This window comes from Pseudomonas sp. GW-45, from assembly GCF_056896675.1.
In genome coordinates this window covers 1,541,845-1,553,765 of sequence record NZ_CM167674.1, presented here as the reverse complement: position 1 = coordinate 1,553,765, position 11,921 = coordinate 1,541,845, and the positions used below count along the sequence as shown (strand labels likewise).

The window sequence follows — 11,921 nt, the reverse complement described above, 5'->3', positions numbered from 1 at the left end:
ACGGCGCTGCGAAGGTCACTACGTCGCCGTTACCGATACCCAGAACCGTGTGCGGTAAACGACATTAACCGGCAACGTCTCCGGCAAGGCAGCCAGTACCTGATCGGTGTTATCCAACTGAAAGGCGCCGCTGATGCGCAGATCCGCAATCGCCGGATCACAGCGCAGCAGGCCCGGGCGGTAGCGTGCCAGTTCACGAGTGAATTCACCCAAGGGCATCTGCTGCGCCACCAAGAGGCCACGAGACCAATCTGCGCCATGTGGATCAACCGGCCGAGGTAACTGCACCGCATCCGCGCTGAAGCTCAGTTGCTGCCCAGCTTGAATAACCTGGCGCGTAGCCGTATGCCTGGGCTGCACTTCAACCGCACCGTCATATACCTGCACGCGGGTAATATCATCGTCCCGGCGTACCACAAACCGCGTACCCAAGGCGCGAATACGACCTTGGCGTGTCTGCACCCAAAAGGGCCGGAAAGATTCATCCGCTCGGCGCGGATCAGCGCCGGTATCAATCAACACTTCACCTCGATGCAGCTTGATTAGCCGCTGCACCGCATCAAACTGCACATCCAATGCTGTGTCGGTATTGAGTTCAAGTTCGGTACCGTCGTTTAATGACAAGCTGCGCCGCTCACCCGTGCGGGTGGCGTAATCAGCCGCCCACTCGCGCCACGGCGTGCTGCGATACGCTACGTAAGATGCTGGTACAAAGGTCATCAGCAGTACCAAAGCTTTGATTGCCCGTCGCCGGGAGCTGTCGGTCGCATGACCGAGAACCGGTAGTCCAAGCTGGGCTGGAATCAATCCGAATTTATCGTTAACCAGCTGCGCACGTTGCCAAGCACGTTCATGCTCGGGGTCAGCCACACGCCATTGCGAGAGCCCTTCCAGCGTTTGCGGATTCTGCCTATCTTCATGCAGCAGCACCAACCAGCCTGCTGCCTCGCGGACTGCCGCACGATCGAGCTTATCGCTGCTATCCAGCGGGCTCAAAGACTCAGCATGATGCATTGTTCGTATGCCTCCGCCATGTAGCGTTTGACCGTACGCACGCTGATACCCAAGCGCTCCGCGATCCTTGCGTAAGTAAGCCCTTCCAGTTGCGCCAGAAGAAAGGCCTGACGCACACGTTGTGCCAAGCCATCCAGCATAAGATCGATCTCATGCAAGCTCTGCAGCAAACTGGCCTGCACTTCTGGCGAGGGCACCTGTTGCTCCGGTAGTGCGGCCAAAGTCTCCAGCCAAGCGTGCTCAAGCGAGCGTCGGCGAAAATGGTTGGATACCAGTCGTCCGGCCACGGTGAGCAAAAACGCGCGCGGCTCTTGCAACTGTTGGTCTGTCTGCAACTCGCGAGAAGTCAGCACCCGAACAAAGGTATCTTGCGCCAGGTCAGCAGCGTCGTGCGTGCAGCCGAGCTTGTAACGCAGCCAACCGAGTAGCCAACTGTGGTGCGCTACGTAAAGCGCTCCGCACTGCTGTTTTGCGCTATCGCTGGACGGCATGGGTTCCCTATCGTGTAGCTTAACGGATTAATCATGAATGAGACTTATTCGCATTGTATGCAGATAAAATTGCACATGCAAACGCTGCGATAAGAAAGGGGGGGGGATTAACGCTTATTGTGGCCCGCAGACCGCAGGGAGATACTTATCCAAAGCTTGATGTACCCACCAGCCCGGACAAAAATGCACTCCCTATCAACGTCTCCGGGAAAACAGCCTATTCAGCATTGAGGCTGGTTAAAAAGACGACCGCTTACCAATAAAAACTGCCGGGCGCTGCGCAAAATCCCTCGGCTGCCCGGCAGCTATCAAACTAGGCGATTCTCATAGGCTCCAGATTAACCACCTGCTCGGCGATATCAGCCAGCCCATCTTTGACACCCGCCAGCGAAATCAGCGGAAATGAGACCGCATCAACAATGTCTTTCGCAGTGGCGCCCTTTTTGCGTGCTGCCATCATTTTTTTGGCCAAACAGATGACCGCAGACAACGGGCTTGGCTCAGGATGTGCGAGCGGCGCGCGCTGCTGCAACACAGCCACGCACAGTTCGGTTGGCAGCTTCCATTCTTCGAGCAAAGCGGCTCCGGCTTGCGGGCTGGTGAATTGGAATCGATCCAGCTCAGCTTGATTGCGATCACCACCCTCGTCTACCGCCGTCTGGACGGCCTTGGCACGATTGGGGGTCGTCAGGTGCAGCAGCAGGCGACCGATATTACTGATGATGCCGGCAGTAAAAGCAACGTCTGCTTCAACGGCGTTGGTTTTCTTTGCAATGATTTTGCAGATTTCGCCAGTCTCGAACGACTCGTTCCAGAAGCGCTTAACATCCAGCCCCTCTACCTCGCCAGTTACCGAGCCTGATAGGCCTGATGAAATAACCAGAATCTTCAATCGATCCAGCCCAATACGCACTATGGCCTCGTCGATAGAATTAACTGTGCGCGGCAAGCCATAGTAGGACGAGTTAACCATCCGGAGTATTTTCACCGACAAGGTCGGATCCTTCGCTACCTTGCTGGCTATCGCATCGAGATTAGCGTTGTCATCAGACAACACCTGAATCAGTTCTTTAACCACCTCTGGCACGTTGGGCAGCTTATCTTTTTGCGCCAACAGCTCGCTTATATTCATTATTCAAACTCCTTTGCGATCGGGCACAGCAAAATGTGTTTCTCATTTGCCAGAAACGATCTTTTTTTATAGGTAACCGGAACATGTTTGAATCAGCGCCCCTAGCGAAATGCGCCAGAACACACAAAGCCCGTGGTGCAAGCCCTACGGACAAAACAAAATAGTTGGCCACCGAAGGTAAAGCAAGCAAATCGGCGCTAACTTATTGACCCAAGGCAATGCGCGTACTGTACCTCTCTCCTACCATGTCACTGCATTGATACGCCAAAACCAACGAAGCCGCCTTTGCGCACTCACAGGGCTTGGTCCACGGGGCTACTTTGGCTACCATAGGCTCATTGGAGCCAATGATGGCGCCTGCAGTTAAACCAATCTGGACGGTCGCAGATGACGCGAACTCGCACTTTGTTCTTTCTGACTTTGCTGGTACTGCTGCTATCCACAAGCGCAGTGCAAGCCGAGCCAATCGTCACGATCAATTCACCGACAGTTAACCTCACCGACTTCAAAATCGGCTATTACGTCGATGATTCCCGCGAACTGGAATACCAGCAGGCGCGCGAGCAGACTTACCGTGAAACCACCAGCACCACTACGCTCGGCACCAATGCTCGGGTAACCTGGTTCAAGGTCATAGTGGATAACGCTTCTGGCGAGACCCGAACCCTCGATGTGCACCTACCACACGCCTACCACGTGCAAAGCGTTGACTTCTACGAAGAGCGCGACGGCCAGCTGATACGCACTGAAACCCTTGATTTAGAAAAAGTCGAAGAAAGTAATCTGATGTACCGCGGCGTCGCGGTATATCCCTTAACGCTGCCTGCCGGCGAAACCACCACACTCTACGTGCGCAGTTTCGCCTATTCGCATCAATGGTTCTCGCTCGATATTCTGGATGAAGAGCATTCGCGGCAAGCGCTGGTTGGCACCAGTAACGATATCGCTTTGCTGGTTGGCATGATGCTCGCGTTGGTGTTCTATAACTTCCTGCTGTACTTCGCTACCAGCAAGCGGGAGAACATTTATTACTCTCTTTACCTGATTTCTGGCCTGGTGTGGATCGCACTCTCCTACGGGTTAGTAGTAAGCATGTTCGATATCTACGGCTCGGAAATCTTCATGCTCAACATCTCGTTAATCACCATGCCGATATTCCTAGTGCTGTTCATGATGGCAATCTTCGAGACCAAGCGTTTCTACCCCACTGAGCATCGCTTTCTGCAGGCACTGTTGATTCCGCTGTGCGGCATGCTGGTATGGGGCTTTTTTGATATCTCGGCCGCGCTCAAACCCGCCAGTACAGCTGCCGCCATCATGATGGTCGTTACCTTTTCGGTCAGTATCTCGCTGCTACGCAAGGGCAACCCACTGGCCAAGTTCTTCCTGATTGGCCACAGCTTTTTCGTCATCTTCAACACCATGGCGGTGATCTTCTATAAAGGCTTGATCGAGCCCACCTACTTGGCCAGTCACGGCGTGGGCATCGGCATCATGCTCGAAGCCATCATGTTGGCGTTCATCATTTCCTATCGCATCAAGATTCTCGAAGACATCCGCTCCTCACAGGATGAGCTGAAAAAACAGGCTTCCACTGACCCTCTCACCAAGCTTTACAACCGTCGCTACTTCTTCTCGGAATCTGACTACCTGCTGCAAGTTGCAAAGAACAAACAGCAGCCGCTGGCCGTACTCGCCATCGACATAGATCACTTCAAACGGGTGAACGACAGCCACGGCCACCAGATTGGTGATCAGGTCATCATCAAACTAGCGCAAACGCTGAAAGCACAAAGCCGCAGCAGAGATCTGCTGGCGCGCTTTGGTGGCGAAGAATTTGTCATGCTGTTACCTGAGACCGATCAGGAACAGGCTCTGGTCTGCGCCGAGCGCATTCGTACCGCCGTAGAGAAGCAAATCATCGCCATCACCCCAGAGCAACAACTGAGCCTGGCGGTAAGTATCGGTGTGGCGGTAATCAATGCGGAGCATGAAAGCATAGAGGCCGCACTCAACCGCGCAGACAAAGCCCTGTATGAGGCGAAAAACGCCGGGCGCAATCGCGTGTGCATTAATGTCGAAGGCTAGGGTCTACTCGTGCTCCACCCCGTCATTCAGGAAGAAGCCACTGGCTGCGGCATAGCGGCCGTCGCCACCATCCTGGGCAAACCCTATGCGGACATGCGAGCGATGGCGAATGCCATAGGCATTTATGCGACAGACACATCGCTATGGTCAGATACCCGCTACGTAAGGCGTATGCTGGCTGCTGCAAAGGTTGTCACATCTGATCAAGAACTGCCCTTCACTTCTTGGGATGCCCTACCCGATCTAGCCTTACTGCCCATCAAACATCATCAGAAAGATGGCAAAGCATTCTGGCATTGGGTGGTTTTCCAGCGGGTTGACGGGCAGCCTTGCGTGCTGGACTCCGCAAGCTATCTAGACTCGAATATCCGCACCGACTTTGCCGAGATGCAGCCGCAATGGTTTATCGCGGTCGGTACGCAGCCCGCCGTAGCGAGCTGATTCAGAAGGCGCTATGTGGCAGGTGCTTCAGTCGCCAGCACCCAACACCTTCTTGACCGTCAAACCCTGCACCAGGATCGAGAACACCACGACCACATAGGCCATCGTCAGAATCATATCGCGCTCTTCGCCTAGTGGTAACGACAGCGCAAGCGCAACCGAGATACCGCCTTTCAGGCCGCCCCAGGTCAGGGCTTTTATCGGATTGGGTTTGAATTCTTTAAAGGGTTTTAGAGCCAATACGGGTATGCCTACCGCAACGTAGCGGGCTAAGAGAGCCAGCGGAATCGCAACCAGGCCAGCCACTACCGCGTGCCACTCAAAGACGATGATGAGCAGCTCGAGCCCCACCAGCAAAAACAGCACGGCGTTTAGGACTTCGTCGACCATTTCCCAAAAAGCATCCAGCTGTTGCTCTGTCTTTTTAGACATAGCGAACTGTCGTCCATGATTGCCCAGCATCAAACCGGCGACGACCACCGCCAGCGGGCCAGAGGTGTGCAAGCGGCTAGCCAACGCATAGCCCCCAGCCACCAGCGCCACGGTGACTAATACCTCTACCTGATAGTTATCCAGATGCTTCAGCAAGTGATAACCCAACAACCCCAGCAAGAACCCCAGCACCAGCCCACCCACGGCCTCCTGCAAAAAAAGCATACCAATGCTATCCAGCGATGCCTCACGCTGACCCTGCGCTATCCCCAAAATCGCTATGAACATCACCACCGCAACCCCGTCATTAAACAGCGACTCGCCGGCAATTTTGGTGGTGAGACCAGAGGGAGCGTCTAGCGATTTGAGAATGGCTATCACGGCTACCGGATCGGTTGGCGCCACCACAGCACCAAACAAGAGGCAGTAGATAAACGGCAATGGGCTACCCAACCAGCCCAGCACGTACCACATGGCGCCACCCACGAGGAAGGTGGTGACTACTACCCCCAAGGTCGCTAGCAACGCCACCAGCCACTTCTGGTCGGCCAGCTCATCCAGATTCACATGAAAGGCCCCGGCAAACAGCAGAAAGCTCAACAGCCCATTGAGTAGCGTCGGCCCCAGGTCGGCCTCGCCCACTAGCTGTTCAGCCCAATCCGCCACGCTGCTCATGCCGAGGTGATTAAGCCCAAGCAATATGAGCGAGAAGATCAACGAGAATGCCATGATGGCGATACTGCTGGGCAGGCCAAAGAAGCGCGCGTTGATATAGCTAAACAGCGCAGCGAGGCTCAGCAAAATGGCGATAACTTCGAATAGAGACATGGTTCCCTATGTCCTGTTGTAGATAGCTGAAATGAGAGTTGCAGCGGCAGCATAGCTAGGCTTTATCCAGAGGCATACTGAGTAAAGCCAGAACTGCGTAGAAGGTAACTAAAACACGAAAATCGTTTTATAAAACAAGAACAGTGACGCAAGAAAGGCGCCTGACAAAAAATCACTGCGGGCATGCGCCTAACCGCCAAGAAAAAAGGCGCGTAAACCGCGCTCTACAGCCCCAGATACTCGGCAATCAAAAACGCCTCGCCCTGCCCTTCCTGCTTACCAAAATAGCTAACTGGCTCGCGAACATCGCCCTCGATATAACCTACCTCGCAATCAATATCGTATTTTTTGGCAAGATCATTAAACAGGTTCACCGGGAAATTTAACTGAATGTGCTTTTTTACCGGCTGGCTGATACCCAGCTGCCAGTCTTCAGAGTCGTCGCTATCACATTCATTGATCAGGGTTACATGATTCGCTTCGTTCGCATCGGCGTACGCCTGCAAGGCCGTTTGCAGCTCTGGCAGATTTTGTTTGAGCTTTTTTTCCTGCTTTTCATCAAGGCGGTCGCAGGCGATGAGAACATATATAAGCATGTGGGTTACCCGTGTTGGATTCAGCGGCTACTCTACCACAGGCCATTGCCTTGCTTAACGCACAAACCAGCGGCCCGGCGGCCGTGCTAACAACCCCAGCCACATAAAGACAAGGAGTCACATGAGGTATTTTGCAGACATACTGCCCGGCGAAACATTTACCCTGGGGCCGCGTGAGATTACCGAGGCAGACTCACTGCGCTTCTGCCAGGAGTTCGACCGCTTGCCGATTCACCTGGACCCAGCCCACGCCAGCCAGTCGATTTACGGCGAGCTAATCGCCAGCGGTCTGCATACCCTTTCACTCACCGCCTCCATAGTGGTCGACGGCTTTCTCAAACACACTTCAATGACCGGCGCATCCGGCATGGAACAAGTGCGCTGGCATCGCCCGGTTACCCTCCCTAACCTACTCAGTGTGAAAGTCACCATCCTGAGTACCAGCCCACCGCAGCCCGGTAAAGCGTTTGGGGTGATTAGCTGCAAGCTAGAAACCACAGACTGCAATGCGCAGCTGGTGATGTCTGCGATTGTGAACTATTTGCTTGGTGCTGGTGAATAACAACTGAACTCCAGGAAGCCCCATGGTTGGCAGGGCCAAAAAACTGGAGCACTATGCCAGTAACTGCAAGCCGGCAAACGCCTCCCCCCAGATGCGGCAAGGACGCCCGCTTACAGCTTGAATGCAACGCGCATTCGGTATAACACGCGACTAATGGTGTTAAGCCGCATGCGGTATAACGTGCACAAATGAGCTGAGGTAGAACATGGAAGATACTGGTTTTATGAGCCTTTTACTTATAACGCGTGGCGGCCGCCGCGCGTTGTGTCGACGTGTTCGATCTAATCACTGTTAGGTCTATCAATAAGGTGCATCTATGAATAATCAGGAATGTCCGCTGTGCGCTGTAACGGCAGATTTCAAGGTTGTTAACTCACCCTTCGGCAAAATTTTTTCATGCAAAGAGTGCGGTGATTTTTTTATTGATTCGGCTAGCGAGAACTATCTTTTAGAAATTGCAGAAGTTACACGAACAGAACTTAGAAACAGATTAACCGAACTAGCCAAGTCCAGTAAAAATGAACGGCTTTTAGTTATTCGCGAGCCGCGAAACGATGAGATTCATGGAGATGGCCACGGGGTCGCAAAATTGAGAATGCTTACCGAATGGAAAAATCGGAGCGCGTAGAAAAGACCTAACAAATGGTTCAAACCGTTCGCTGCGCTCGCTCGGACGGGCTAAAGCCCGCCCCTTAACCAAACGTTAGACATTTTAGGGAAGGCTCAGTGTGCCAATCACCATATTCGTGAGTTCGACGTTTGCTGATCTTGAACGACACCGAAGCCTCGTGAGAGACGCCATTACGCGACTTGAACACGCGTCAAAGGCAATGGAGTTTTTCGGGGCCCTTCCTGAGAGTCCCAAACAGGAGTGTCTGCGTCTAGTTCGGGCATCTAACGTATATGTTGGCATATTTGGCATGAGGTACGGCTTCGTTGATGCGTCATCCGGAAAGTCGCTGACCCAATTGGAATACGAGGAGGCACAAGCAATTCGGTTGCCTAGCCTCGTCTATTTGATGGATGAGGACTTACATCTTCTACCGCCGAAGCATGTAGAGGCTGGAGAATCGGCACTCAAGCTCCTGGATTTCAAGAAGACGCTGAAGAAAAACCACGTAGTGAACTTCTTCTCTTCCCCAGAGGACCTCACCGCAAAAGTAACTCAGGATCTAGTGAAGCTCCTGGGTGCTATAGAGCGCACTCCGAACGCCCAGGTCTTATCCCAGATCGCGGTCAATTCGGTTCTGCGTCACCCGCTCACAGAACCGCGCTACAACTTCCTAAAAGGCAAGATTGACCGCATCTTCACGCCTCCGCCACCTGACGCAATACTTCGAGAAGCATTAGAGCTCATCATCGGTGGAGACAAAATGGCGGCAGCCTTTGTCCTTAGCAGAGGAACGCCCATGGGAATGGACGAGGCTGTTGATGGCCTCATGGCCATCGAGAAAATGCTGAACGGCATCCTAGAGAACTCATCAAAGGCAAATTCGAAAGATGTCTAACAAGCGGCAGCACGGTGACCGCTTCTCCGCCGCTCCGCGGCTACAAATCGGCACGTGCCCCGGGCGTTATGAATACAGATAATCAGAGAATGAGTAGATAAATGAGCGAAAAAATGAGTGAGTCATCCCTGAACGCATTGAAAGTCGCGTTTACTTACATGCCAAGATCAATTGAAGTAACTAAATTTGAGTACGGTGATCGTTACCAAAAAGTCTTAGACCACATTGAAACAGTGAGAGAAATATTATTGATGAATGACGTTGACCCTGAAGAGGTTTATGGTGAAATAAACCCGGAGAGCTCCCCGAATTCAACCTATTAAGCGGCCAGTAAACCGCCGTCAGTTGACGGTTTTTGCTCAACACATTTCCACTCTATTTCGACCCGCATGTTTCGCACGGTAGAGCGCAGCGTCTGCGTGTTGCTTGAGTTCATCCAGACTGTTGGGCTCCCCCGGCACCATTGAGCATACGCCTGCGCTGATCGTCACTCGATTACTGACATCGGAAAACTCGTGCTGCATCGCCGCCTGTTCAATGGCGGCTCGACAGGCTTCGGCGACGAGCTCGCCATTTGCCGTATCGGGCAGAATGATCGCGAACTCTTCCCCTCCGTAGCGGGCCAGCATATCGGTCGGCCTGCGCACGACACCCTGTAGAACGCGCGCTACATTTCTCAGGCACTCATCACCAGCGGGGTGCCCATAATGATCGTTGTAGAGCTTGAAGTGATCAATATCCAGCATGATCAATGACAGTGGTTGGGTTTGTCGCACGCCCCGAGCCCACTCCTGTTCGAGAAATTGATCAAAATGCCTTCGGTTCGCCAGTTGGGTCAAGCCGTCGGTAAGCGACATCTTCTCCAGTTTTTCCTTGCTGGCAACGAGAGCGCGGTTCCGATTGACGTTGATCAGCGCATAGATCACCAGCAATGCAATGAAAAAAGAACCTGACACCATGATCAACGCCGGCAGAAAGCTACGTCGGGCATCGATATAGGTCTGTGACGGCTTGGCTTGAATCTTCCAGGTGCGGCCCGCCACGTCGGCCAGCAGGGTTTTATACCCCATTTCACTTACCCACCTGGAAGCTGCAGGATCGGCATTGCTGTACAGCGGGTTAGGTTGCGCGTCGGTAACGTCTACCACCTGAAACAGCAGACTGCGGTTGTTTCTGATACCAATCGCTTGATTGCCCCCGGTGTCAGGCTAGTTGTCGCCTGAGCTGATTTATCAAAACGATAGATCGGGGGCGTCAAAGAGAGCTGTAATGTCGAGCTATTCACCTGAGCGTAAAGCTGCCCTGCTGAACAAGTTACTCCCGCCACTCAACCACTCCGTAGCTGAGCTCGCTCGCCAAGAAGGTGTCCCCGAAGCGACGCTGTATGCTTGGCGCACCAAGCTCAAAGCAGGAGGCGCGGTAGTGCCTGGAGACAAGAACAACACCGATGACTGGCCCGCTGAAGCCAAGTTCGCAGCGGTATTGCATGCGGCCACCCTGAGCGAGATCGAGCTCAGCGAATACTGCCGCAGCAAAGGTTTGTACCCCGAGCAAATCAGCGCGTGGCGTCAAGCCTGCATTACGGGCCAGATGTCCGCTAAAGCGCAGCTCAAGGCAGAGCGAGATCAAGCACGTGCCGACAAGAAACGCATTACCGAACTGGAGCGCGAGTTGCGGCGCAAGGACAAGGCGCTGGCGGAAACCGCCGCCATATTGGTACTGAGAAAAAAGATGAATGCCTTCTGGGGAAACGACAGCGAGGACGTTTGACCTCGCTGCCAGAACGGCAACAACTCGTTGAACGCTTTAACCACGCCGTCGCCTCTGGCGCGCGCAAGGCGGTGGCCTGCGCAGAGATCGGCCTGTCGTTACGCAGCCTGCAACGCTGGGCGCTGACACCGGTTATACAGGCCGATGTGCGTACGACCACGCCACGTCCGCGCCCGAGCAATGCCCTGAGTGCTGAGGAGCGTCGCACCATCCTGGAGGTCTGTAACAGCCCGCCATTTGCCAGCTTGCCGCCGAGTCAGATCGTGCCAAGGCTGGCCGATCAAGGCCGCTACCTGGCTTCAGAGGCGACCTTTTACCGCGTGCTGAAAGCCGCTGATCAGCAGCATCGCCGCGGTCGCAGTCATGCGCCGCACAAGCACGCCGCACCGACCACGCACAGTGCAACGAAGAGCAATCAGGTCTGGTCATGGGACATCACCTACCTGCCATCGCCAGTGCGCGGGCAGTATTACTACCTGTACTTGATCGAGGATATCTACAGCCGCAAGGCCGTGGGCTGGGAGGTTTACGAGCAAGAAAGCGGCGAGCGGGCGGCCGGACTGATGCAGCGTACCGTGCTCGGCGAGCGCTGCGCGGGCCAACCCCTGGTGCTGCACTCGGATAACGGTGCGCCAATGAAATCAGTGACGCTGCTGAGCAAGCTGTACGACCTTGGCATCACCCCGTCGCGCGGACGACCCCGTGTAAGCAATGACAATCCCTACTCGGAATCGCTGTTTAGAACCCTGAAATACTGCCCGCAATGGCCGCAGGATGGCTTTGCCGATTTGGAAGCCGCACGCAGCTGGGTGCGCGACTTTATCCGCTGGTACAACCATGAACACCGCCATAGCCGCATCCGCTTCGTGACCCCGGCACAGCGCCATCGCGGCGAGGATCAAGAAGTACTGGCCAAGCGTCATGTGCTGTACCAGCAAGCCCGTCATAGACACCCTCATCGCTGGTCAGGTGCAACGCGAAATTGGCAACCTATCGGCGCCGTCACACTCAACCCAGAGAGGGAGCAGCCGGCAGTGAAAATAGCAGCTTAAAAACACG

General features: G+C 54.2%; 13 protein-coding genes. 7 read left to right on the top strand and 6 right to left on the bottom strand.

What is annotated here, in order from left to right; genetic code table 11:
• Nucleotides 1–18: 18 nt before the first annotated feature.
• From AC1XYH_RS07060 to AC1XYH_RS07050, 3 genes are all read right to left on the bottom strand, one after another.
• Entirely contained in the window at nucleotides 19–1,014 is a 996-nt protein-coding gene (locus AC1XYH_RS07060) for a FecR domain-containing protein (RefSeq protein ID WP_483325921.1), read from the bottom strand.
• The gene (locus tag AC1XYH_RS07055; protein WP_483325920.1) at nucleotides 993–1,505 is read right to left on the bottom strand and encodes a sigma-70 family RNA polymerase sigma factor; all 513 of its coding nucleotides are present in this window, start codon (nucleotides 1,503–1,505) and stop codon (nucleotides 993–995) included. The genes AC1XYH_RS07060 and AC1XYH_RS07055 overlap by 22 nt, the downstream gene beginning before the upstream one ends.
• A gap of 313 nt (nucleotides 1,506–1,818) precedes the next feature.
• Entirely contained in the window at nucleotides 1,819–2,637 is an 819-nt protein-coding gene (locus tag AC1XYH_RS07050; protein WP_483325919.1) for an HDOD domain-containing protein, read from the bottom strand.
• Between the two features lie 387 nt (nucleotides 2,638–3,024).
• On the opposite strand from AC1XYH_RS07050, the gene AC1XYH_RS07045 reads away from it, so the two are divergent.
• Nucleotides 3,025–4,725 carry a sensor domain-containing diguanylate cyclase gene (locus AC1XYH_RS07045; protein WP_483325918.1) on the top strand — a complete coding sequence of 567 codons (1,701 nt, stop codon included), beginning with the start codon at nucleotides 3,025–3,027 and terminating at the stop codon, nucleotides 4,723–4,725.
• 9 nt (nucleotides 4,726–4,734) lie between these two features.
• Nucleotides 4,735–5,166 carry a hypothetical protein gene (locus tag AC1XYH_RS07040; RefSeq protein WP_483325917.1) on the top strand — a complete coding sequence of 144 codons (432 nt, stop codon included), beginning with the start codon at nucleotides 4,735–4,737 and terminating at the stop codon, nucleotides 5,164–5,166.
• 27 nt (nucleotides 5,167–5,193) lie between these two features.
• On the opposite strand, the gene AC1XYH_RS07035 is transcribed toward AC1XYH_RS07040, so the two are convergent.
• Both AC1XYH_RS07035 and AC1XYH_RS07030 read right to left on the bottom strand, forming a co-directional pair.
• Nucleotides 5,194–6,426, bottom strand: a complete 1,233-nt coding sequence (locus AC1XYH_RS07035) for a cation:proton antiporter (protein ID WP_483325916.1) — start codon at nucleotides 6,424–6,426, stop codon at nucleotides 5,194–5,196.
• Between the two features lie 224 nt (nucleotides 6,427–6,650).
• A complete protein-coding gene (locus tag AC1XYH_RS07030; protein WP_483325915.1) occupies nucleotides 6,651–7,022 on the bottom strand; it encodes a hypothetical protein in 372 nt (123 codons plus the stop codon).
• A gap of 121 nt (nucleotides 7,023–7,143) precedes the next feature.
• Here AC1XYH_RS07030 and AC1XYH_RS07025 point away from each other — a divergent pair, with 121 nt between their 5' ends.
• From AC1XYH_RS07025 to AC1XYH_RS07010, 4 genes are all read left to right on the top strand, one after another.
• Nucleotides 7,144–7,584 (top strand): MaoC/PaaZ C-terminal domain-containing protein, encoded by a 441-nt coding sequence (locus AC1XYH_RS07025; protein ID WP_483325914.1) that lies wholly within the window; start codon nucleotides 7,144–7,146, stop codon nucleotides 7,582–7,584.
• Nucleotides 7,585–7,900: 316 nt separating this feature from the next.
• Nucleotides 7,901–8,212 (top strand): hypothetical protein, encoded by a 312-nt coding sequence (locus AC1XYH_RS07020; protein WP_483325913.1) that lies wholly within the window; start codon nucleotides 7,901–7,903, stop codon nucleotides 8,210–8,212.
• Nucleotides 8,213–8,312: 100 nt separating this feature from the next.
• Entirely contained in the window at nucleotides 8,313–9,092 is a 780-nt protein-coding gene (locus AC1XYH_RS07015) for a DUF4062 domain-containing protein (protein ID WP_483325912.1), read from the top strand.
• 101 nt (nucleotides 9,093–9,193) lie between these two features.
• Complete coding sequence (locus AC1XYH_RS07010; protein WP_483325911.1) at nucleotides 9,194–9,415, top strand: penicillin-binding protein; 222 nt, start codon at nucleotides 9,194–9,196, stop codon at nucleotides 9,413–9,415.
• Between the two features lie 36 nt (nucleotides 9,416–9,451).
• Here AC1XYH_RS07010 and AC1XYH_RS07005 read toward each other — a convergent pair whose 3' ends face one another.
• Entirely contained in the window at nucleotides 9,452–10,162 is a 711-nt protein-coding gene (locus AC1XYH_RS07005; RefSeq protein ID WP_483325910.1) for a GGDEF domain-containing protein, read from the bottom strand.
• A gap of 199 nt (nucleotides 10,163–10,361) precedes the next feature.
• On the opposite strand from AC1XYH_RS07005, the gene AC1XYH_RS07000 reads away from it, so the two are divergent.
• A protein-coding gene (locus tag AC1XYH_RS07000; protein ID WP_169850854.1) for an IS3 family transposase occupies nucleotides 10,362–11,914 on the top strand; the annotation gives its coding sequence in 2 pieces (ribosomal slippage) (nucleotides 10,362–10,824 and nucleotides 10,824–11,914; 1,554 coding nt in all).
• Nucleotides 11,915–11,921 lie beyond the last annotated feature (7 nt).